We start from the raw sequence: 23,113 nt of genomic DNA on the forward strand, positions 1-23,113 counted from the left end.
GCCGGCGTACCCGCCGGCGCGGTCGCGCGCAGCGCCTGCTGCTCGTGCTCCGCACCGAGCAGCTTCAGCACGCGCCCCACCCACGGCTCCGCCACGGGGGTGGGGTGCGTGCCCGCTGGCGAAGGCCCAACGGGCCCTTCGCCTTGCGGCGGTACCGCCGCCGAGGCCGGGCCTCCGGCGGCAGCGCCAGCGCCTCCCGTCACGCTTGCAGCGACGGGAGCCCCCCCGACCGGGCCGCTAGACCCCCGGCCCGGTACCGACCCGCCGTCCATGCCCTCCTGGAGCATGGACGCCTGCAGCTCCGCCAGCACGGCCTGTAGCTTCGCGACCAGCGCCCCGCCAGTTCCACCGGCGGCTTGCCCTTGCAGGCCCGGCTGAACTGTCTGCGGCCCGCTCACGGCGTCCGCAAAAGCCCCCTGCCGGGCTAACCGGACCAACCCGGCCGCTTGGTTCGACTGAGCTCCTCCGCCGAGGGGAGTTGCCCCGGCTTGAACCGCAGCCCCTTCGGCCGTTGGGGGATTCGCCCCTGACGCTTGCGAAGCCGTACCGGCCAACGGGAATGTCGACGTTGTCTGCCCCGAAGAAGCCGTCGTCGCTTCCTGCCCCGCTTGGCGTAAGAATCCAGCCATTTGCTCCTCAAGGGAGGAAAGCAAGACGTGTAGCGGCGGCCCAAAAACCGCTTGATGCAGCCCGGCTACCGACTCACCCGTTAACGGCAATCCCCGGCCGAGAGCAATCCCTGCCGCTTGAATCCATTCTGACAAAGGCACCCCGGCCGGCTTCTGCCCATTCACTTGCTGCAGGAGCGATAAATTGTCTTTCGTTAACGGAATCCCGCTTTTTTGCATGAGCTGCAGTAAATCCCGGTTCGTTGCGGTATTCTCGAGTCCCAGTGATTCGAGCGCTTTAGCCAAGGAAGCGGCCGACAATACGGCCCCAGGCGCCGACTGTACCGGCTTCAACACCGCTAGTCCGTCCTTGGAATCCGGCTGTACTTGCAAGAGCGTCGTTTCCCCTGGACGCAACGGCGTTTCCAATGCAGCGTGGAGTTTGACGCCTTGCACTTGGATGACTGCTTCTTGCCCATCTTCGGAGACGGACAATACCGTACCGCGGACCACCTGCCCCGTCTTGAGTTCCAGCGACTTGGGTTCTCCGGAACGAACGTCCCCCATCATGCTGCGCAGCAGCGGTCCGATATTCATAAGCTCCCCCCTCACTTCGTTTACGATATGGAAAACCCGCCTCTAACGAGAGCGGGTAAGAAATGCCGGTTAAAACAATGTTTGTTCCTCAACGAACAAATTGCGCATAAAGCTCTTTCGATGCATCGGCGTCGGCCCCAGCGCTTGAATCTGTTCGCGATGCAGCTTCGTCGCATAACCTTTATGTACGGCGATTCCGTATTCGGGATAACGCGCATCCCATTCGCCTTGGCATAAACGGTCTCGCGTGACCTTGGCGATAATGGACGCCGCAGCGATCGATTGGCTGGTGGCGTCTCCCTTGATCACCGAGAGCTGAGGAATTGAAAGGTCCACTTTCTCCGCATCGATCAACAGGAAGTCCGGCCGTACCTGAAGCTTCTCAACCGCCTGCTTCATCGCCCGCCGGGTCGCCTGCTTAATATTAATTTGGTCGATCGTGGCGGCGTCCACAAATCCGATTCCTACCGCAATCGCCTGTTCCATAATGATGTCAAATAGCTTATCGCGTTTCTTCGCGCTGAGTTTCTTCGAATCATCGACATCCTCTAAGATGAGGTCCTGCGGCAAAATCACCGCGGCCGCTACCACGTCTCCAAACAAGCAGCCCCTTCCGACCTCGTCAATCCCCGCGATATGCGAATAGCCCGATTGCCAGTAATCCCGCTCATACTTCAATAAATCGTTCATAGAGCCTCCTTATCCTTCGTGAAACTTCCCCCGTTGCTAGCTGTTCTATGATGATCTCATTCCCCATCCCGGAAATGAGGGAGTCACGCTTGGAGTGCACCCTTCACTCTATCATCTTCATCTATGAATATGAATCTCCCTTCTATTATCGGCTTCTCTCCCTCGATTCTACAGCCTTTCGCCAAAAAAACAAGCCGCCGGCAACCGCCGACGGCTTTAATTCACTAATAAGGCGCTTCCAACGAGTATCGGCCAAGCTTACCCGCCCTCAACTCACGAAGCAGAATGCCTGAAGCTTTCTCCAAATCCACGCGTCCGCCGCTCATGAGACAACCACGCTTACGCCCGACCGCCTCCATAACGGCAACGATTTCGTCTGGATCTTCGGAATCTCGCGGCGCCTGAGCCAGCTCGAATCGCTCCGCAAACGACTCCCAGTAATACCGGACCAAATATTTGACGGCAAAAAAAGCGATGTCTTCCACGTTAAGAATCTCTTCGCGAATCGCTCCTGTCACAGCAAGCCGATAGCCGACGTTTTGATCCTCAAACTTTGGCCACAAGATGCCCGGGGTGTCCAGCAGTTCCATCTCCGAGCCAACCTTAATCCATTGCTGTCCTTTGGTCACGCCGGGACGATCTCCGGTTGCGGCGATTTTGCGTCCTGCCAAGCCATTAATCAACGTCGATTTGCCAACATTCGGGATGCCAACGATTAGTGCACGTACCGCTCGAGGATTAATTCCTTTGGCGATTTGCTTCTCAATCTTCTCTTTCATTAATTCCTTCGCCAGCAGGGGAATTTCCTTCAAGCCTTGCCCGCTTGCTGCGTCCGCCTCAACAGCCAAATAACCTTCCTGCTTAAAAAAAGCGATCCATTGCCTTGTGACCGATGGATCCGCCAAATCGGATTTATTCAACACGATCAAACGGGGTTTCCCCTGTAAAATTTCATCGATCATCGGATTGCGGCTGGACAAGGGCAGGCGTGCATCAAGCAGTTCAATCACTACGTCAATCAGCTTGAGCTTCTCTTGAATCTGCCGGCGTGCCTTGGTCATATGGCCGGGAAACCATTGAATTGTCATTTTCCTTCACCTCATCTATCCCAAGAACGCGCCTTGACCTCACTGTATGCCCATTCGCGCAGAACTCGTCTAGTGCCGAATGAACTGGAGGTCCGAGAGCGGCCAGAACACCAGGTCCGCCCGGCCTACGATATCTCCGTAAGGAACGTAGCCGATCCTCCGGCTGTCCGTACTGTTCGAACGGTTATCCCCCAGTACGAAGACATACCCCTCCGGAACCGTTCCGTCCGGAACTAGCTCATTCGGAAAATTCGCTTCCGTATTGTACAGCTCATTATTATTATGCTTCTCAATTACTGCATCTTTAATGTAAGTTTCATCCACAACCTGACCGTTTACGGTAATCGTATCCCCTTCGACTTGAACCGTATCCCCTGGAACGCCGATAACACGTTTAATGAAATCGCGTCCCTCGGATGGAACGTGAAAGACGATGACTTCGCCATGTTTGGGGCCGCGGATATCGTAAATGATTTTGTTCACGATGATACGTTCCCCGGTATGGAAATTCGGCTGCATCGACGGGCCGTCAACGATAAACGGAGCAAAGAAAAGCCAACGAATCAGGAGAACCAGCACAACGGCGATCGCTATAGCTTTCAGCCATTCCAGTGCCTCGCTTTTTTCCTTCTTGCCCGCAGGCGGCGCCTGCACCGTTTCCGGCCCGTCAGGTAGTTGTTCCGCTCGTCCAGAAGACGGCGAAACATCCGGATAGCCCTGTTGTTCTTGCTTCTCCATGGAACGTGACCTCTCCTTATCTCAAAATATGTACTCAAGAAAAAAGTAAAGGGGCTTGATTGGATCCAAGCCCCCTGTTCGTTAACGGAAAATTAACGACGTACTTCTTTAATTCTCGCTGCTTTACCGCGAAGTTCGCGAAGATAATACAACTTCGCACGACGCACTTTACCACGGCGAGCCACTTCGATTTTATCGAGTTTTGGGGAATGAAGCGGGAAAGTTCTTTCCACGCCTACACCGTTGGAAATTTTACGAACCGTAAAAGTTTCGCTGATTCCGCCGCCACGACGCTTGATCACAACACCTTCAAACAATTGGACACGTTCACGAGATCCCTCGATAACCTTAACGAACACTTTCAAAGTGTCCCCAGGACGAAAGCTCGGAATATCCTTGCGAAGCTGTTCTTGCGTAATCGCTTGTACGATATTCATCTAGGACTCCCTCCTTCCACTCAGGTGTTCATGCCTCTTCCGGAGAACCCCTTGTTCTCCTTCATCATCCGCAGCGGACCACCGAATTCACAACAAATTGAATTGTACCATAATACCTTAACCATAGCAAGGAAAATATACTAAGAAACAGGGTTAACCGCGCAACTTCACCTGTTTTTATCCTATCCCGATTTTTCCAAAAAAATGCCTCCAATCCCTTGGAGGCTTAAGTTCTAATCTTAAATTAATGCGATCGCCAGCAGCGTAAACAAGCTGAGCGTCAGGATCTCCTCGTTAGCGCCATAAGGCCCGTAGCCGTAACCGTAAGGCGGAATAAACGCCGAAGTTTGCGCCCGGCCCTTCGCTGATCTTTTCAAATAAACGTTATCCCGGTCAACCTTCACGACCGTGCCTTCATAAACTCCGCCATCCCGGGTTAATATGCGAACCTTCTTGTTCATGCAATGCAGGCAATTATAATAGGCCTCTACCATTCCCCTTGTTCCCCTTCCTATGCAAGCTACTGCATATTATGAGAACGATGGACGAACGGTATGGGCGACTAGCGGTTAAATGAGGCAACCAATTCGCTTTCTTTCGCGGTCATCTCGACCCAAGCCGGCCGAAATCCGCTTTTTATCGCATTGCGCACCGATTTCAGATTAGACCAGGCTGCACAGTAGAAAGGAACCTTCCCACGCTCCAGAATCTCAACGGCCAAGCGGCTTGTCAAGGCTGCGGCAATCCCCTTTCGGCGATAGGAAGGTAAGACGTCAACCCCGATTTGCCACATCGATTCACCGTCCGCAGAGCATCCAGCCAATCCAATCAGCTTGTTCCCGTCGTAAGCCGCGACCGCCAAGACATCGAGATGTTTTCGCTTTTCGCATAGGGCATTGCTCCATTCCGCCGTATACAAATCGGCAAAATCGTCAGGTCCCAACAATCGCGTCACGAAGTCACATTCTCCTGCCTTTAACATCTGGATATCCGGAAGGAAGTATTCGGCCATAAAGCAAATTCGCCGATTTCTTCGCTGTAGTTCATCGTTGAGCACATGTAAATTTGGAGTCTCAAAGCAATGCTCAATGGGGTACTTGTTAATATAGGACTCTACGACCTCACGGATCTCCGGATGAACGGAAGCCACAATGTTATTTCCGTAAGAAATCAAATTGCAGTAGAAGGGTAAGGTCAAATATTTCCTGGCCTTTGGATGCTCCGTGGATAACACAACCTTGTTTTCCTGTAGATAGAAGTCTTCTTTGCGGCAGTTCGCATCGATGGCGGATTGCTGCATGGCAATATCCAATATCTCTTGATTCGTCATAGACAGAAGCCCTCGATTCGTTCTTTGGTTCTTTGATTATACTTGCCGCGCACAAAAAAGAAACAGACAAATTTCACGCCCGAATTTGCCTGTTTCATCGGTTTGCTCTGGATCGGAGTAGCGGGATTCGAACCCACGGCCTCACCCACCCCAAGGGTGCGCGCTACCTGACTGCGCCATACCCCGATATAGAAGGTGTTTCCATTATAAGCCATAGGCGCGCACCCTCGCAAGAGTCAGACACCTGCCTAAATTCAATTCAAATTGCCGACAAATCCGATGTCATTGGATAAACATCTGGGTAATATTTTTAAAGACAATAGGTGATTGGAGGAATTATTATGAAAAAAATAGTGTTAGTCATTGCCGCCTGCGCCTTATTAGGCTCCGCATCGGTGGCGGCAGCGGCGCCTACGGCGAAGGCGGTCAAAGCCACCATTAAGTATTTCAATTTCGTGGTGAATGGCCAGACCAAGCTCACTGCCGATGCGCTGGTCTTTAACGGAGCGACTTACGTGCCGATCCGGGATGCCGCAAGCTTGTTCAATTATGAAACGACCTATCATGCAGCCACCAAGTCCATCTCCTTCAGCTCCAAGAATGACTGGATCACGCTGTCCGAGCTGGTCGCTTCGAACGCGCGACTTTCGGCATCGCAATCTGATGATACCCCCAATGTATACGTCATCAGAGCAGGGAATGAGATCGCCTTCAGTCTGAATACCTCTACCCTTAAGGACGGGGAATTCACTTCCGTGATTACGAATGGATCCCATTTGATAAGTGTCAAGAAGGAGCTGGGATCCGTTCTTTTAAGCAAAAAGGACGTCATCGCTGCCGGATATATCGTCCAATAATGGGCTACAGAAAAACCCTCGGTTTGAATACCGGGGGTTTTGATTTACCTGGAATTACTCTTCTGATTTAACCGTAGCTTCCTCCTGCAACACCTTCAGCCAGCGCTTGTCCTTCTCTGTCAATTCAAGTCCCTCCAGCAAATCCGGACGGCGCTGCCAGGTCCGGCGAAGCGCCTCTTGCCGCCGCCATTCGTCAACATTGGCATGATGTCCGCTGAGCAGGATCTCCGGCACCTTCCACCCGCGAAATTCAACCGGGCGGGTGTAATGCGGATATTCCAACAAACCGGTACTGAAGGAATCCGTCACCGCACTTGTTTCGTTGCCCAACACGCCGGGTAGGAGACGCGTTACACTATCGATTACGACCATCGCGGGAAGTTCACCGCCGGTCAGCACGTAATCCCCGATGGACAACTCATCCGTAACCAAATGTTCGCGAATTCGTTCGTCATAACCTTCATAATGTCCGCAAATAAAGACGAGATGATCTTCCTGGGCTAATTCCTCCGCTTTCTTCTGGGTAAACGTCTCCCCTTGCGGACACATCAGAATAATGCGTGGTGCACGTTTAGGCGCTACTTGTATTGAGGGTTCGAAAGCTTCTTCGCTGGCTGGCTGTCCAAGCAAATCCTCAACCGCACGGAAGATCGGTTCCGGCTTGAGCACCATCCCCCCGCCTCCGCCATAAGGGGTGTCATCAACGCTGCCGTGCTTATTACCCGCGTAATCCCGAAAGTTGATGGCATTTAACGAAACGATGCCCTTTTCGCGGGCTTTTCCAAGAATGCTGCTGCCGAATACGCCGGCGAACATTTCCGGGAACAGGGTCAACACATCCACCCTCATGCTACAACAGCCCTTCCATAATATGCACCTTGATGGTTTTCTCCTTCACGTTGACGTCCAAGACGACGTCATCGATCACCGGGAGCAGCAGCTGTTTGCCGCTTGGCAGCTTGGTCACCCAAACGTCGTTGGCACCTGGCCGTAAGATTTCCACGATTTGGCCCAGATCTTCACCCTCATCGCTCACAACCTGACAGCCGATGATTTCATGGAAATAATATTCGTTCTCCGGTAACTCTACGGATTCCGTCTTGGGTACTTTCAGCTCACGGCCCTTAAGCGGTTCTACCTCATTAATATGGGAAAATTCAGCGAATTTCACGATGTACATCTGTTTGTAAGGCCGGGCCGTTTGTACGGTAACCTCGAGCCTTTCCCCGGTTTCCGGATGAATGATCAGAAGCCGATTTTTCGGAGCAAAACGCACCTCCGGAAAGTCCGTCTGCAGCAGCACTCGAAGCTCCCCGCGAATCCCGTGCGTATTCACGATTTTGCCTACCGACAATAATGAATCCGACATATTAACCTCCCAATAGATTTATCCTGTCATTCTTGCAGCTGAACCATCCGTCCGAAGGATCCTTCTGCTTCAGCATGTACGAAAAAGGGCTAGGACAAACATCCTAACCCACTTTCGTCTACCATTATGAAGTTACCGATCAAGACATGATATCCACGGTGACCCGCTTATCCATCTTGACCGCTGCCGATGCTACGACCGTGCGGAGCGCCTTGGCGATTCTCCCCTGCTTGCCGATGACCTTCCCTACATCGTCGGGATGTACGGAAAGTTCATAAACGATCAGGTGATCCTTCTCCACGACCTCCACACGCACGTCGTCCGGATGATCAACAAGAGCCTTCGCGATAACGCCGACTAATTGTTCCATATACGACCCTCCGAATCAGCAATTATTTCTGCTGTCTAAGCTCATGGAATTTCTTCATAACGCCTGCCTTGCTCAGCAGATTGCGAACGGTATCAGATGCTTGCGCACCATCTTGGAGCCATTTCAATGCTTTTTCTTCATCGATGTTGACTACTGCCGGTTGTGCAACCGGGTTATAGTAACCAATCTCCTCGATAAAACGGCCGTCACGCGGGGAACGAGAATTCGATACCACGATACGGTAGAAAGGAGCTTTATGAGCACCAATACGTTTCAAACGAATACGAACTGCCACGAAATTCACCTCCTTCAAAGAATGAACATTTTAGAATTAACGGAAAGGAAAACGCATCCCTTTGCCGGCTTTACCTAACTGCTTCATCATCTTGTTGCCTTTGCCTTTCGGCCTCATCATATCGGAGAACTGCTTCATCACGCGGCGCATTTCATCAAACTGCTTGATCAAGCGATTGACATCGGCGAGCGTGGTCCCGCTGCCTGCGGCAATCCGCTTGCGCCGGCTATGATTGATCATATCGGGATGCTGCTTCTCCTCTTTGGTCATCGAATGCACGATAGCTTCCACTCGGCCCATTTGCTTCTCGTCAACCTTGACGTTCTGCATCTGTTTCATCTTGCCCATACCCGGAATCATATCCATGAGCTGATCCAGCGGCCCAAGCTTCTTGACCTGATCCATTTGTTCCAGGAAATCATCGAACGTAAACTCCGCATTGCGCATTTTCCGTTCCATTTCCTTCGCTTTTTCCGTGTCGATGTTGGCCTGGGCTTTCTCGATCAGCGACAGCATGTCGCCCATGCCGAGAATCCGGGAAGCCATCCGCTCTGGATGGAACGGCTCCAGCGCATCAATCTTCTCGCCAAGCGCGGCGAATTTGATCGGACAGCCGGTTACGGCTTTGACCGACAACGCCGCACCGCCGCGGGTGTCCCCATCAAGCTTGGTCAGCACAACCCCGGTCAGCGTTAGCTGCTGGTTAAAGCTCTCCGCCACGTTCACCGCATCCTGACCGGTCATGGCGTCCACGACCAACAGGACTTCATCCGGCTTTGTTACCTCATGGATTTGCCGCAGCTCCTCCATCAGCTCTTCGTCAATGTGCAATCGGCCAGCGGTATCGATCAATAGGTAATCGTTGCCGTTGTCCTTGGCATGCTGCAGCGCCTGACGAGCGATTTCAACCGGGCTGTTGCCTTCCGGCAGCGTAAAGACTGGCACTTTGATCTGCTCGCCGAGTACCTGCAGCTGCTTGATCGCCGCGGGACGGTAAATGTCACCCGCTACGAGCAGCGGCCGATGATTCTCTTTCAGCAGCAGTTTGGCCAGCTTGGCCGAGGTCGTCGTCTTACCGGCCCCTTGCAGGCCTGCCATCATGACGACCGTTGGCGGCCGATTACTGCGGGCTAGCTTGGCTTGGCTACCGCCCATGAGCTCAGTCAGCTCTTTGTTGACGATATCGATGATGACCATGCCCGGCGTAAAGCTGTCCATGACCTCCTTGCCGACCGCCTTCTCCTTCACCTTGGCGATGAATTCCTTGACGACTTTAAAGTTGACGTCCGCTTCCAGCAAAGCAAGCCGAACCTCGCGCATCGCTTCGTTGACATCGTCCTCCGATACCTTGCCTTTGCCTCGAAGCTTGCTGAACACACTTTGCAAGCGGCTTGTCAATCCTTCAAATGCCATATGACAGTCACCCCCATTCATTAAGGTAGTTCAGAATGCTGACTTTTTGAACTTGATTTAGCTGTATATCGTCATCTTACAATTGCTCCGCCTCGCGAAGCAAATTTCTTGCCGTTTCTTTATGTAACGGGGACATGCCGCTGTCTTCCATAAGTTGCTCCAGCCGGGACAACACGCCGCTCCGCGCTTCGTGTTTCTTCAATAAACCGAGCTTCTCCTCATACGTTTCCAGCATGCCTTCAGCCCGTTTAATATGCTCATATACCGCCTGGCGGCTAATCTCGAACTCGGCGGCGATTTCGCCCAACGAGAAATCATCGAGAAAATAATATTTTAAGAAGGTCTGCTGTTTCTCCGTAAGCAGCACTTCATAGAAGTCAAACAAAAGGTTGATCCGGTTCGTCTTCTCAAGCCTATTCTCCTGACTCATCTGGGCACCCCCTCCGTCAAGGAAAAACACTTTACAGCGCATCAACTTTTCCTATGATACCGAATGCCGTAGTGGATGTCAAGCATTTTTCCTTAACATGTATACAATTGCCTACCTACTCCATCACTCTGGCAAAAAAGCCGCTTTCCGAATCCTCGGAAAGCGGCTTGAACGTCAATATCAATCCATTAATGATGGGGCAGCAGATAAAGCAAAATCGCAAAGAAGTGTGTCACACTGCCGCCAAGCACGAACAAATGCCAGATCGCGTGGTGGTACGGAAATCCCCGCCATACGTAGAAAACCGTGCCAAGCGTATACGCTAGCCCACCCGCAACCAGCAGGACGATCCCTTGATGTGGCATTGCCACGGTCAGCGGCCCCCAGGCGATGACGATCAACCAGCCCATGATTAAGTAGAAGATCGTCGACATGAACAGGAATCTTTTGACGAAGAACGCTTTGAATACGACGCCCAGTAAAGCAATCCCCCAAACGGTTCCGAACAGGCTCCAGCCGAGCGGCCCTCGAACGGCCACCAGCATGAACGGCGTGTACGTTCCCGCGATGTAAATGTAAATGGAGGAATGGTCAAAAAACTCGAACAGGTCTTTCAATTTCCCTTCTTTGAAGCTGTGTACGAGGGTGGAACACAGGTACAGCAGCAGCATGCTCGCTCCGTATATAGTAAAGCTGACGACATGCCAAGCCGTGCCCTTCATGCTGGAAAAAACGATCAGCAATACTAATCCCGCCAAGCTGAGCAAGGCGCCGATCCCGTGAGTGATCGCATTGGCGATTTCCTCGCGACGGTCGTAAGTATGCGTATTGGCCATCCTGTCACCTCCTAAAATCTCCATATAGTCTGTCTTGCCGGGCGTCTGCCTAGGATCATCATACGATGGAGCACCGCCACATGTTACTACTACCGGTTTAAGCCTCTTCCGCCTCTTCCTCATCCGCGATCAAGCCGGCAAACAAGCCATGCACGAACTGCTGGGAATCGAAGGGTTGGAGGTCGTCCATCTTTTCGCCGAGTCCAACGAATTTTACCGGAAGGCTCAGCTCCTGGCGGATGGCAATGACGATCCCGCCTTTAGCGGTGCCGTCCAGCTTTGTGAGCACCAGACCGGTCACGCCGCTCTTCTCGCCAAACAGTTTGGCTTGACTCAGCGCGTTTTGTCCGGTGGTCGCGTCCAGCACCATCAAAACCTCATGCGGAGCGCCTGGAATTTCCCGCTGAATGACGCGGTAAATCTTGTTCAGCTCCTCCATCAAGTTGGACTTATTCTGCAAACGTCCTGCCGTATCGCACAGCAGGATGTCTGCCCCGCGCTGCTTGGCGGCCTGAACCGCGTCGAACATGACCGCCGCCGGATCGGAACCGGCCTGCTGCTTGATCACGTCAACCTGGGCCCGTTTGCCCCAGACCTCCAACTGCTCGATCGCGCCTGCGCGGAACGTGTCCCCAGCGGCCAGGATGACCTTCTTGCCCTGTTGCTTATAATAATGGGCCAACTTGCCGATCGTTGTCGTTTTGCCAACGCCGTTGACGCCGACGAACAAAATGACGCTGATCCCGTCCGAATTCAAATGCATTTCGCTGTCTTCATCCCCGCGTAGCAGCTCAGTCAGCTTCTCCGACAGCAACGGCTGCAGCTCCGAAGCTTCCTCGATGCGGCGTTGCTTCACTTCCGCCCGCAGATCGTCGATCAGCTTCAGCACGGTGTTCACGCCGACATCGGCTCCGATTAAAATTTCCTCCAGCTCTTCGAAAAATTCCTCATCGATCTTTTTGCGTCGAGTGACGAGCTCCGTCACTTTTTCAACAAAGCCCTTACGGCTTTTTTCGAGCCCGTCCCGGAATTGTTTGGTTACGGATTCCGTTTTGGATGCAATGCTTTCTTTCAGTTTCTTAAAGAAACTCATAGGGATTATTTCCTCCTTCATCACTTCGAACTCATTATCGCATACCGCGAAGATCCAAGCAATTTCCTGCAACCTCGGCGCGAAAAATAAAAACGTGGCAGGAGAGCCAAGCCATTACCTTGACTCCCAAGCCACCGTAATTTGAATTTGCCCTACGCCTTGCTTAAGCGATTTCGACCGTCTCTTCGTCCTCCAGCTTCACGGAGACGAGCTTGGACACGCCGCCTTCCTCCATGGTCACGCCGTATAGCACATCGGCTTCCTCCATCGTCCCTTTGCGGTGGGTAACCACGATAAACTGCGTCTGTTCGGAGAATTCGCGCAAATACTGGGCGAAACGAGCCACGTTGGCCTCGTCCAACGCGGCTTCGACTTCGTCGAGCACGCAGAAAGGGACGGGTTTCACCTGTAGAATGGCGAACAGCAGGGCCATTGCCGTCAAAGCCCGCTCTCCACCGGAGAGCAGCTGTAAGTTCTGCAGCTTCTTGCCCGGCGGTTGGGCGACCACATCGATCCCCGTATCGAGCAGATTGTCCGGATCAACCAGAATCAGGTCCGCCCGTCCACCGCCAAACAGCTTCGAGAAGACGATCACAAATTCGCGGCGAATGGCATCAAACGTCGTTTTAAAGCGTTTGGACATCTCCTCGTCCATCTCGCGGATGACCTGATACAAGGTGGTTTTCGCTTCAACGAGGTCATCTTTCTGTTCACTGAGGAACTGGTAACGCTCGGATACGCGGTTGTATTCCTCAATCGCACCGAGATTCACATCCCCAAGCAAGGTAATTTGCCGCTTCAGCTCCTTGACTTCCGTTTGGGTTTGCGGCACATCCTCCGGTACGGCATAACGCTGCTTAGCCAATTCATAGCTAAGCTCATAATCCTCAGACAACTTACGCAGGATATTGTCCAGCTCCACGTCGAGACGGTTCGCCTGGATTTCCGTCTGGCGCAGTTGCTCCTCCACGGCCTTCAGCCCAAGCCGCTGCTCCTTCGTTTCGCTTTCGCCTTCCTCCAGCTTCTTCACGAGCACGGCGCGCGAAGCCCGTTCCAGTTCGAGCTGCTCGCTAGCGCGTTCCTTCTTCAGCTTGAAATCGTTGAGCTCTTCCCGTTGCTTGACGGTCTGTTCCTCATTTTGCTGCAAGTCCACTTCGATCGATTGCAAAATCGTGCGATTTTGCCCCAACTCACGCTCCTGAACCTTGAACTCGTTCTCCGCGCGGCGCAGCTGCTCGCGCAGCGACTGGCACTCCTGATCCAGCTTGCCTTCCCGAACCTTCAGATCGGTCAGTAAATCCTGGAGTTCCTCCTTGGCCGACTCGCTTGCTTTACGTGCGAATTCGGCCGCCCGGATCGATTGCTGGACGGTTTGCTCTTCTTTCTCCAGCTCTACGAGACGTTCTTCCGCAGCTTTCTTCGTTGCCTCAAGCTCCTCGAGCTCCTTCAGGTAGTGGCCCTTCTCTTGACCATACAGCTCAAATTGCTCGGAAACGTGACGCCATTCATGATCAACCTGCTTCAGGTCACCAGCGCAAGATTGCTCCTCAACCCGCTTGGCATCGCCGGCTTCGCGCAGTCGCGTCAGCTCGCTTTCCGCCTTAGCCAGTTGGCTGCGAACGTCGGTTATCCCTTTGCGCAGCTTATCCAGCATCTCCTCGCTCTCGCGAATGTCGCTGGCAAGCTGGTCGAGCTGACGTTTACGTCCCAGCAGGTTGCTGTTCTTACGATGCTGAGAGCCCCCGGTCATCGAACCGCCGGCATTCACAACGTCGCCTTCCAACGTCACGATTCGGAAGCGGTATTGCAGCCTTGCCGCCATCCTGTTCGCTCGCTCCAAATCGCTGGCAAAGACGACGTTGCCGAGCAGGCTGCCGACGATATCCGCATACTGCGGCTCATAACCGACCAGTTCTGCGCCGATTCCGACGAATCCGTCCGCCTCTTCCAACTGGCGCTTGTCCGCCGCGGAAATTTGGCGCGGACGGATGACGTCCAGTGGCAGAAATGTTGCACGGCCCAGTTGCCGCTGCTTCAGGAAAGCGATCGCCTGCCGCGATACGGCTTCGTTCTCCATGACGATATGCTGCATAGCGGCGCCCAGCGCCGTTTCTACGGCCAGCTCAAGCTTTTCCGGAACTCGGATCAATTCGGCGACCGCGCCATGTACTCCGGATAATGCCGATTTTTTCGACGCCTTCAGGACTTCCTTAACGCCAAGGACAAACCCGTCGTAGTCGTCCTCCATCTCCTTCATCGTGTCGCGCCGGGAAACCAAACCCTCGCGTTTCTGCTCCCATTTGCGGATATTGCTTTGGCTCTCTTCAACGAGCTTCTGCAGCGAATTCACGCGCTCGCTTTCCTGGATGTACTGTCCCCGCACTTCGGCAATTTCCTTGCCCAGCTTATCCAGCACCTTCTCTAACTCGGCCTTGCTGCCCTTGAGTCTTTCCAGTTCATCCGTCCATTTGATGCCTTCCTCTTCGGCACGTTCCATCCGGCGTTTGACGCTGTCTTTCTGCTGTTCGGCATAATGGATCTCGTTGCGGGATTGCGCCATCCGATTCATGATGTCGAGAAGTTGGCCTTTCAAGCCTTCCTCCTGCACTTGGCTAATGCCGCCGGTCACGCCGATCAGCTTCGCCTCTTCAGCCGCCAGTTCATTGCGCAGCTCGCTAAGCTGCTGTTCTGCTGCGGCGAACTTGGCAGCCATCTGCTCCATTTCTTGCTGCCGCTGGGCGAACCGCTCTTCACTAACCTCCAGCGATTGGCGAAGCTGCTCGCGATTTTGAGTCAGGTTCTTGGCGCGTTCCTTCAAAACCTCGCCATAACCTTCGCTTTTTTCATAGCTTTCGCTATATTCAAGCAACTGTCCTTGCAACAGCTCAATTTGGTCCTCCACCTGTCGAAGCGCCAGACGATCGCTCTCCAGTTTGGCATCGTGCGCGGAGACGATGGTTGACAAGGCCAACTGCTCCTCCTGGAGTTTGGCTAGCTTGGCATTGGCCTCGCTCCACGAAGCGTGGATTTGCTCAATCTGATGCACGTATAACGAAATCTCTTTATTTTTCAATTGCTCGCGCAATTCCTTGTATTTGATCGCTTTCTCCGACTGCTCCTTCAGCGGTTCGATCTGATCCTCCAGCTCAACCACTAAATCATTGATGCGCAGCAGATTTTGCTCGGTTTCATCTAACTTGCGACGGGCGTCACGCTTACGACTCTTGTATTTCACGATCCCCGAAGCCTCTTCGAAAATACCGCGACGATCCTCCGAGCGCGTACTCAGAATCTCTTCGATCCGGCCCTGCCCAATGATAGAGTAAGCTTCCTTCCCGATCCCCGTATCCATGAACAGCTCGGTAATATCCTTCAGCCGACAGGACTGTTTGTTGATGAAATATTCACTGTCCCCGCTGCGATGGACCCGCCGGGTGACCGTCACTTCACTGAAATCGAGCGGTAACGCCTGATCGGTGTTGTCCAGCGTTAGCGACACCTCGCTGAAATTTACCGCCTTGCGCGCGTCGCTGCCGGCAAAAATGATATCTTCCATTTTCCCGCCGCGCAAAGATTTGGCGCTTTGTTCCCCGAGCACCCAGCGGATGCCGTCGGAGATGTTGCTCTTACCGCTACCGTTCGGTCCAACCACGGCGGTAATGCCGCGGACGAATTCCATCTCCGTCTTATCGGCGAACGATTTGAAGCCCGCTAACTCTATCCGTTTCAAAAACATACGTTCACTATCACCTCTACCGACTATTGTAACATACCCAAAGCTCCGGCGGACAGGCAATCCGTCTCGTGCAGAAGCCCGGGATGACGCATCCTTTGCTCGCTTGAAATTCGATTTCTTTTTTGCTAGTGTGATAGAAAATCCAAACTCTTATATCGGTAAAAGGAGCGCCCTTGATGAGCACGAAGAAACATTCTCGCCTGCCCGGACTGCTCTTCTTCTTATGCCTTGGCCTCGGATCCCTGCTCTCGCCAGCACTGCCGTTGGCTGCCGCCCAGCAGACGCAAGTGCTGACCTCCGCGAAAGTGACCCTCGACGGGCAGGAAATTGCCTGGACGACTTCGCCGCTGATCGATCGCGGCGTAACCTTTGTACCGCTGCGCGAAGCAGCCGAGCGCCTGGGCGCAGAAGTGAAGTGGAAATCCGCCAAGCACGCTGCCGAGTTGCGAGCTCACGGAGACACGATCTTGCACCGCTCCGGCACGAATCTGTTCACCGTCAACGGGGATCCCCTCCGGGCGGACGGCATATCGATCACTCGCGGTGGCGCTACCCTCGTGCCGCTGCGCGCTTTAGCTGAGGTATTAAAGGCAGACGTCGGTGTCGTTACAACGGATGGAACGATGCACGTTAACTTGACACCGGACCCTGCGTCGATCACCTCTCCCGAGGCGGAGGTGGCCGACCGCTATTTCATCGCTCAGCGGTATTCCGGCATCGCTCTGATTGCCAAAGGAGATCGGATCCTGCTGCGCAAAGGTTACGGATATGACGGTGAGAACCATCTCGTTCGCGCTGACCGCAAATCGCGAATCGCTTCCCTAACCAAATCGTTTACGGCGGCGGCTGTGATGAAGCTGGTGGAAAAAGGACGACTCCGCTTGGACGACACGTTGGCATCGTACTATCCCGATTTTCCTTCCGGAGACCGGATTACCATTCACCTCTTGTTGTCGCACCTATCCGGCATCAACCCCAACTTTCCGCGAGAACCGGGCCTATCCTTGCAGGAAACGATTGAGGCCATCCGGGCCAAACCTTTGCGGGTTGAACCGAACAGCAAGTTTATATACAGCAACAGCGGTTACGTCTTGTTGGCTGGGATCATCGAGAAAGCGTCAGGGATGCGTTACGGGGACTATCTGAACCAAAACATTTGGCAGCCGCTGGGCCTGTCCGATACCGGGGAAGCGAAGCCCTCCGTGCCGGTCATCCAAGGATACGTCAGCGCTGGAGATCAGCTGTGGGCACCAGCTGGCCCTTATCTCTCCCAATCCGGCACCGGCACGCTGTATTCTACTGTCGACGACATGCTGACCTGGATCGCCTCATTCGAAACGGAGCAAGTGCTCCGCCAAGCGTCCATCGCGCAAATGTTTACCCCGTATTCAGAAAAAAACTACGGGTATGGCTGGATGATCCGCCAGGAAAACGGAATTACGCGTGTCTTTCACAATGGCAGCGGCACCGGTTACGCCACCGGGATGTCCCGGGAACTTGGCGGCGGGTACACCATCATCTTGCTTGGCAATCACTCTGGCATGGACACACTGACCCATATGACGGAAATCCGCAAGCGATTGCCTTAGTGGAAGAACTAGATTGCCCTAAGGTATGAATTGCTGAGTTAAGTTGAATTGAATTAATCTGCGGCGATTTTCCGCTAACGCTTGCCAGGATGCTTATTGAGTCAAAAAGCACGGTGTTTTGTAGTTAACGCTGGCTAGCAAGCTTATGGACACCCAATAACCCCTTTTCGGGTAAAAAACTTGCGGATAAGCTTTCCCCTCAGCGTTACAGATTGCCATCCAGAATAAATGGATCAATAGCAACGCGGATCAGCGTTAGAGCCCGCAGGAATCCCCTCTTTCAAAAAAAAGGTCGTCCCGAAAGGTCAGCAAGACCTTGGGGACGACCTTCTTATTTGAGCTATGACTACATGATTAACCCTCAGGCTGAGCGTCCTTGAGCAGATCCAACGCCACGGCAGCCGCCTGTTGCTCGGCTTCCTTCTTAGATCTTCCCGTTCCCTGACCAAGCGAACGACCTTCCATGCAAACCTCCGCAACGAATTCGCGTTCATGCGCCGGTCCCCGTTCTTCAACGATCCGGTATTCCAACGCGCCCATGCCGTGATGCTGCGTCAGCTCCTGCAACTCCGTCTTGAAGTCGCTGGTTGCCAGCTTGCCGTCCAGGGTCAATTTAGGAAATACGTGGCGATGAAGAAACGCAGTGACGGCTTCCAGGCCCTGGTCCAGGTATAAAGCACCGATAAAGGATTCAAATACGTCCGCAAGCAGCGCCGGACGGGTCCGTCCTCCCGTAAGCTCCTCGCCTTTGCCCAGCAGGACGTATTGCCCAAATTCCAAACTTTCGGCAAATTTGACGAGCGACGGCTCGCAGACGATGGCAGCGCGCAGCTTGGTTAACTCGCCTTCAGGACGATCCGGAAATAACCGATATAAATGCTCCGAAACGGTTAACTCGAGAACGGCGTCACCCAGAAATTCCAGGCGCTCGTTATCCTCATATTGACTGAAGCGATGCTCGTTCACGTATGACGCATGGGTGAAGGCTTGTTTCAGAAGCTGCCGATTTTGGAATGCCAGTTCAAGTTTGTTCTGTAACTGCTTCAGATCTCCATTCACCAGACTTAACCCCTTACGCTTCGTATTTCTTCATAATGATCGTGGCGTTATGTCCACCGAATCCAAACGAATTGGACATCGCTACACGCACGTCCGCTCGTCTGGCTTCGTTCGGAACGTAATCCAGATCGCATTCCGGGTCCGGATGCTCCAAATTGATCGTCGGCGGAATGACGCCATGCCCCAGCGTAAGCCCGCAAATGACGCCTTCTACGCCGCCTGCAGCCCCAAGCAAATGGCCGGTCATCGATTTCGTCGAGCTGATGGCCACCTTATAGGCATGGTCGCCAAGCGCACGCTTGATCGCAATCGTCTCTGAGCGGTCCCCCACCGGTGTCGAAGTACCGTGGGCGTTGATATAATCCACTTCCTCCGGCGCGATGCCGGCATCGCGGATCGCCATCTTCATGCAACGCTCCGGACCGTTAGGGTCTGGCTCCGTCATATGATGGGCATCCCCGCTCAAACCGTAGCCAATAATTTCACCGTAAATTTTGGCGCCGCGCTTCAGCGCATGCTCCAGCGATTCCAAGATCAGTACGCCGGCGCCTTCGCCCATGACGAAGCCGTCGCGTTCCATATCAAACGGCCGGCTGGCTTTTTCCGGTTCATCGTTGCGAGTCGACATCGCCCGCATCGAGCAAAATCCCGCCATGCCGGTCGGACGGATCGTTGCTTCCGCGCCGCCGCAAATCATCACATCGGCATCACCCCGCTGGATGAGCTTGTACGAATCGCCAATGGAATGAGTTCCGGTCGCGCACGCAGTCACCGCCGTCGTGTTCGGGCCCTTTGCCCCGAACAAGATGGATACATGGCCTGAGGCCATATTGGCAATCATCATAGGAATAAAAAATGGGCTGACGCGTTTCGGACCTTTCTCCAGCAAGATATTGTGCTGGTCTTCCCAAGTTCCGAGACCACCGATCCCCGAACCGATCATGACGCCTACCCGCTCCGGGTCGGCCTGCTCGGCGATATTGAGTCCGCTGTCCTTCATTGCGTTAACCGCCGCAGCGGCTGCAAATTGGACGAAGCGGTCCATTTTCCGCGCTTCCTTACGATCAACATAATCCTCAGGATTAAAATCCTTCACGGAAGCGGCTATTTGCGTAGGGTAATCACTGACGTCGAACGCTTCGACTCTCGATACACCGGATTTCCCCTGAATCAGGTTATTCCACAGCGTATCAAGGTCATGGCCAAGCGCCGTCACGACCCCCATTCCCGTAACTACTACTCTATGCTTCAAACACACTCACCTCGTATGGACTTCATGTGTACATCATTCTTGGACTTAAGCACGAATGCTTATAGAGGGTAAAGATGAGGAGAAGTCCCGCCTGCTATGTAGGAGGTACGGGACTTTGGGATGACAATTAGGTATGAGATTGTATGTAGTTTACAACTTCACCTACAGTCGTAATCTTCTCTGCATCTTCGTCGGAAATTTCCAGATCGAATTCATCTTCCAATTCCATCACTAATTCAACTACGTCAAGCGAATCCGCACCCAAGTCGTCTTTGAAAGACGCTTCTAGCGTCACTTCGGCTTCATCAGCGCCGAGGCGATCGACCACAATGCGTTTTACGCGATCTAATACATCGGACATCCGGTTCACCTCCTCTTTGGTATTATAAGAGATTTGAAGTTAAAATGCCATAGAAGCGAAAGGCGCGATTTACATATACATTCCGCCGTCCACGTGCAGCGTCTGTCCAGTCATATAGGCCGCGCTGTCCGAGGCGAGGAATAGTACCGCGCTTGCGATTTCCTCCGGCTGTCCCAAACGGGCCAACGGGATGTCCCCCAGCAATTTCTGGCGATATTCCTCCGGAAGCTCCCCCGTCATATCGGTTTCGATAAATCCGGGAGCGACGCAGTTCACGGTGATTCCGCGCGAAGCCAATTCACGGGCCGATGCTTTTGTCAGACCAATGACTCCGGCCTTAGCGGCGACGTAGTTCGCCTGACCCGCGTTGCCGAGCACGCCAACCACCGAAGAAATGTTGATAATCCGTCCCGAGCGTTGCTTCATCATCGGACGGGTCACGGCTTTGATCCCGTTAAATACGCCCTTCAGGTTCGTCTCGATGACTTGATCAAACTCTTCTTCCTTCATACGCATAATTAAATTATCTCTTGTAATTCCTGCGTTATTCACCAGAATATCGATCCGGCCCCACGCTTCGAGTACGGACTTCACCATTCCCTCGAATTGCTCACTGTTGCCTACATGCGCTTTGGCAGCGTAAGATTTCACACCGAGCGCCTCGATTTCGGAAACGACGCGGGCGGCGGCTTCTTCATTCCCCGCATAGTTCACGACGACGTCGGCTCCTGCCTCGGCCAAAGCCAGCGCAATACTGCGGCCGATCCCGCGGGAGGCCCCCGTCACCAAAGCGGTTTTGCCTTGAAGAGGTTTGCTCATCGGTTCATCTCCTTTCGCCTTGTTTATGAGACGCATCCAAATCAAAACTCCGTCTTGCGGTAACAAAATCTCATCGCCATTCCTTGAGCCCAAACGGCACCTTTGCGGCGAAGGTAAATCCAGGCCCTCTCGGCCAATATTAATTCTGGGCTGCAGCCGTCTGTTCCAAACTCTCCAAGCTGCTGACATTAAAGAGCCGTACGGATTTATCGATTTTCTTAATCAATCCCGTCAAGACGCTGCCGGGGCCGATCTCCACGAAAGTATCCACTCCCTGTGAGAGAAGCCAGCCCACGCTATCCTCCCATAGGACGGGAGAATAAACCTGGCGCAGCAGCAAGTCCTTGATCTCCGCCCCATTTTGCACCGGCCGAGCCGTTACATTTGCCACGACCGGAACCTCAGCGTCTCGGAAAGAGGCAGCGGACAACCGATCGCCCAGCCGCTCGGCTGCCGTCTTCATGAGAGAGGAATGGAACGGTCCGCTCACTTCGAGCGGAATCGCCCGCTTGGCGCCGATCTCCTTCACTCGTTCAACCACAAGGTTAACCCCTTCTTGGCTTCCCGAAACAACGATCTGTCCCGGGCAATTGACATTAGCCAGCTCTACCAGAGCGCCGCCAGCGGTTATGTCTTCACACAGCTGTGCGAGCGCTTCGCGTTCGCCGCCGAGCACCGCAGCCATAGCACCTTGTCCGCCCGGCACGGCTTGTTCCATGTATTCGCCGCGAGCCCGTACGAGCTTGACAGCATCCTCGAAGCTAAGCACGCCAGCGGCCGTCAGGGCGCTGTACTCGCCTAAGCTGTGGCCGGCGACATAGTCCGGTTTGAAGCCCTTCGCCGTAAACGCCTCGTACAGCGCGACGCTGGTCGTCAACAGAGCCGGTTGTGTATTGGCCGTTTGCTTCAGCTCAGTGTCTGGCCCTTCGAAGATCAAGCCGCTGAGCGAAAACCCAAGCTGCTCATCGGCCTTTTCGAAACGAGCCCGAGCAGCCGGCAATGCATCATATATATCCTTGCCCATTCCTACGCTTTGGGAACCCTGTCCCGGAAAAACAAAAGCGATTTTGCCCATCCTGTGCACTCCCTATCGAAAAAAATCAGGTTTATCGCTTACAAACGGTCGCGAGTGGCAACCCGTTGAAGATGTGTCTTACCACACCAGCACAGACGCTCCCCAGGTTAATCCACCCCCGAAGCCAACCAGCAGGATGGTGTCGCCTTCCTTCATCCGGCCATCCTCCGCCGCTTCCACCAGTGCCAGCGGAATAGAAGCTGCCGATGTATTCGCGTATTTATCCACGTTGATGACGCATTTATCCTCCGGCAGGTTCAAGCGTTGCATGGCCGATTGGATAATACGGATGTTCGCCTGATGAGGGACAAACAGGTCGATGTCTTCTTTGCTCTTCCCGGCTTTGCGGAGCACTTCCTCGGTTGCCGAGCCCATCACGCGAACGGCAAACTTGAATACTTCACGCCCGTTCATGTAGATATAATGCTTTCGGTCGGCTACGGTAGCTTCCGAAGCCGGCAACCGTGAACCGCCCGCCTCCAGTTTCAGCAATTCGCCGCCGGCGCCTTCCGCGCCCAGATCGAAGGACAAGAATCCACGGCCCTCCGATACTTCTCCAATAATGACGGCCCCAGCTCCATCCCCGAACAACACGCAGGTGTTCCGGTCCGAATAATCCGTGATCCGGGATAGCGTATCCGCTCCAATCACCAGCGCGTTCCGGTACATCCCCGTCTGGATAAACCCATTCGCCGTCGCCATTCCATACACGAACCCCGAGCAGGCGGCGGACAAATCGAAGGCTGCTGCTTTTTTCGCGCCAAGCTTATCCTGCAAAATGCAAGCCGTCGACGGAAACGCCGAATCCGGCGTTACGGTGGCTACAATAATCAGATCCAGCTCATCCGCCGTAAGGCCAGCGGACTTCAAGGCACGAACAGCCGCTTCATAAGCCAGATCGGAGGTTGCTTGCTCCGGCGCGGCAATATGCCGTTCTTTGATCCCCGTACGAGAAACGATCCACTCGTCGTTCGTATCCACTATTTTCTCCAAATCGGCATTCGTCAACACTTTCTCCGGCACGTATTTCCCGGTACCGATAATCCCTACCGAACGTAAATTATTCACTCT

Annotated in this window: 23 protein-coding genes, 1 tRNA gene and 1 pseudogene; 2 read left to right on the forward strand and 23 right to left on the reverse strand. The window is 53.7% G+C overall.

Going from position 1 to position 23,113, the window contains the following annotated elements:
- The 8 genes and pseudogenes from IM700_RS05385 to IM700_RS05420 all read right to left on the reverse strand — a co-directional run.
- A pseudogene (locus IM700_RS05385) lies at positions 1–1,205 on the reverse strand (flagellar hook-length control protein FliK); the annotation flags it as partial.
- Positions 1,206–1,274: 69 nt separating this feature from the next.
- A complete protein-coding gene (locus IM700_RS05390; protein ID WP_155607334.1) occupies positions 1,275–1,895 on the reverse strand; it encodes a ribonuclease HII in 621 nt (206 codons plus the stop codon).
- Between the two features lie 224 nt (positions 1,896–2,119).
- A complete protein-coding gene (ylqF, locus tag IM700_RS05395; protein ID WP_155607335.1) occupies positions 2,120–2,983 on the reverse strand; it encodes a ribosome biogenesis GTPase YlqF in 864 nt (287 codons plus the stop codon).
- 69 nt (positions 2,984–3,052) lie between these two features.
- Positions 3,053–3,721 carry a signal peptidase I gene (gene lepB, locus IM700_RS05400; RefSeq protein WP_155607336.1) on the reverse strand — a complete coding sequence of 223 codons (669 nt, stop codon included), beginning with the start codon at positions 3,719–3,721 and terminating at the stop codon, positions 3,053–3,055.
- Between the two features lie 92 nt (positions 3,722–3,813).
- Complete coding sequence (rplS, locus tag IM700_RS05405; protein WP_155607337.1) at positions 3,814–4,158, reverse strand: 50S ribosomal protein L19; 345 nt, start codon at positions 4,156–4,158, stop codon at positions 3,814–3,816.
- A gap of 239 nt (positions 4,159–4,397) precedes the next feature.
- Positions 4,398–4,652: a hypothetical protein gene (locus IM700_RS05410; protein WP_155607338.1), complete on the reverse strand. Its 255-nt coding sequence runs from the start codon at positions 4,650–4,652 to the stop codon at positions 4,398–4,400.
- Positions 4,653–4,720: 68 nt separating this feature from the next.
- A complete protein-coding gene (locus IM700_RS05415; protein WP_193415195.1) occupies positions 4,721–5,488 on the reverse strand; it encodes a GNAT family N-acetyltransferase in 768 nt (255 codons plus the stop codon).
- A gap of 108 nt (positions 5,489–5,596) precedes the next feature.
- Positions 5,597–5,675, reverse strand: a tRNA-Pro gene (locus tag IM700_RS05420).
- Positions 5,676–5,829: 154 nt separating this feature from the next.
- Between IM700_RS05420 and IM700_RS05425 the strand changes: the two genes are divergently transcribed.
- Positions 5,830–6,345 (forward strand): stalk domain-containing protein, encoded by a 516-nt coding sequence (locus IM700_RS05425; protein WP_193415194.1) that lies wholly within the window; start codon positions 5,830–5,832, stop codon positions 6,343–6,345.
- Positions 6,346–6,399: 54 nt separating this feature from the next.
- Here the strand turns inward: IM700_RS05425 and trmD are convergent, their stop codons facing one another.
- From trmD to smc, 9 genes are all read right to left on the reverse strand, one after another.
- Positions 6,400–7,194, reverse strand: a complete 795-nt coding sequence (gene trmD / locus IM700_RS05430; RefSeq protein WP_155607363.1) for a tRNA (guanosine(37)-N1)-methyltransferase TrmD — start codon at positions 7,192–7,194, stop codon at positions 6,400–6,402.
- A gap of 1 nt (position 7,195) precedes the next feature.
- Entirely contained in the window at positions 7,196–7,714 is a 519-nt protein-coding gene (gene rimM / locus IM700_RS05435; protein WP_155607364.1) for a ribosome maturation factor RimM, read from the reverse strand.
- A 139-nt stretch (positions 7,715–7,853) separates the two neighbouring features.
- Complete coding sequence (locus IM700_RS05440) at positions 7,854–8,084, reverse strand: KH domain-containing protein (RefSeq protein WP_059045410.1); 231 nt, start codon at positions 8,082–8,084, stop codon at positions 7,854–7,856.
- Between the two features lie 22 nt (positions 8,085–8,106).
- Positions 8,107–8,379, reverse strand: a complete 273-nt coding sequence (gene rpsP, locus IM700_RS05445) for a 30S ribosomal protein S16 (protein WP_059045412.1) — start codon at positions 8,377–8,379, stop codon at positions 8,107–8,109.
- A gap of 36 nt (positions 8,380–8,415) precedes the next feature.
- Positions 8,416–9,792 (reverse strand): signal recognition particle protein, encoded by a 1,377-nt coding sequence (ffh, locus tag IM700_RS05450; protein WP_193415193.1) that lies wholly within the window; start codon positions 9,790–9,792, stop codon positions 8,416–8,418.
- 76 nt (positions 9,793–9,868) lie between these two features.
- On the reverse strand, positions 9,869–10,222 hold the full coding sequence (locus tag IM700_RS05455) for a putative DNA-binding protein (protein ID WP_155607367.1): 354 nt from the start codon (positions 10,220–10,222) through the stop codon (positions 9,869–9,871).
- A 188-nt stretch (positions 10,223–10,410) separates the two neighbouring features.
- Positions 10,411–11,058 (reverse strand): PAQR family membrane homeostasis protein TrhA, encoded by a 648-nt coding sequence (gene trhA, locus IM700_RS05460; RefSeq protein WP_155607368.1) that lies wholly within the window; start codon positions 11,056–11,058, stop codon positions 10,411–10,413.
- Positions 11,059–11,155: 97 nt separating this feature from the next.
- Entirely contained in the window at positions 11,156–12,151 is a 996-nt protein-coding gene (ftsY, locus tag IM700_RS05465; protein WP_193415192.1) for a signal recognition particle-docking protein FtsY, read from the reverse strand.
- Between the two features lie 163 nt (positions 12,152–12,314).
- Positions 12,315–15,887, reverse strand: coding sequence for a chromosome segregation protein SMC (gene smc, locus IM700_RS05470; protein ID WP_193415191.1), 3,573 nt, complete (start codon positions 15,885–15,887; stop codon positions 12,315–12,317).
- A gap of 176 nt (positions 15,888–16,063) precedes the next feature.
- On the opposite strand from smc, the gene IM700_RS05475 reads away from it, so the two are divergent.
- The gene (locus tag IM700_RS05475; RefSeq protein WP_193415190.1) at positions 16,064–17,476 is read left to right on the forward strand and encodes a serine hydrolase; all 1,413 of its coding nucleotides are present in this window, start codon (positions 16,064–16,066) and stop codon (positions 17,474–17,476) included.
- 354 nt (positions 17,477–17,830) lie between these two features.
- Here IM700_RS05475 and rnc read toward each other — a convergent pair whose 3' ends face one another.
- The 6 genes from rnc to IM700_RS05505 all read right to left on the reverse strand — a co-directional run bounded on the left by rnc (position 17,831) and on the right by IM700_RS05505 (position 23,110).
- Positions 17,831–18,535, reverse strand: coding sequence for a ribonuclease III (rnc, locus tag IM700_RS05480; RefSeq protein ID WP_193415189.1), 705 nt, complete (start codon positions 18,533–18,535; stop codon positions 17,831–17,833).
- Positions 18,536–18,548: 13 nt separating this feature from the next.
- Positions 18,549–19,787 (reverse strand): beta-ketoacyl-ACP synthase II, encoded by a 1,239-nt coding sequence (gene fabF, locus IM700_RS05485; RefSeq protein ID WP_155607373.1) that lies wholly within the window; start codon positions 19,785–19,787, stop codon positions 18,549–18,551.
- A 127-nt stretch (positions 19,788–19,914) separates the two neighbouring features.
- Complete coding sequence (gene acpP, locus IM700_RS05490; protein ID WP_018750834.1) at positions 19,915–20,148, reverse strand: acyl carrier protein; 234 nt, start codon at positions 20,146–20,148, stop codon at positions 19,915–19,917.
- A 69-nt stretch (positions 20,149–20,217) separates the two neighbouring features.
- A complete protein-coding gene (fabG, locus tag IM700_RS05495; protein ID WP_155607374.1) occupies positions 20,218–20,967 on the reverse strand; it encodes a 3-oxoacyl-ACP reductase FabG in 750 nt (249 codons plus the stop codon).
- Between the two features lie 139 nt (positions 20,968–21,106).
- Positions 21,107–22,042: an ACP S-malonyltransferase gene (gene fabD, locus IM700_RS05500; protein ID WP_193415188.1), complete on the reverse strand. Its 936-nt coding sequence runs from the start codon at positions 22,040–22,042 to the stop codon at positions 21,107–21,109.
- A gap of 78 nt (positions 22,043–22,120) precedes the next feature.
- The gene (locus IM700_RS05505) at positions 22,121–23,110 is read right to left on the reverse strand and encodes a beta-ketoacyl-ACP synthase III (protein ID WP_193415187.1); all 990 of its coding nucleotides are present in this window, start codon (positions 23,108–23,110) and stop codon (positions 22,121–22,123) included.
- Positions 23,111–23,113 lie beyond the last annotated feature (3 nt).

The sequence above is a fragment of the Paenibacillus rhizolycopersici genome, from assembly GCF_014947195.2.
Taxonomy (GTDB): Bacteria; Bacillota; Bacilli; order Paenibacillales; family Paenibacillaceae; genus Fontibacillus; species Fontibacillus rhizolycopersici.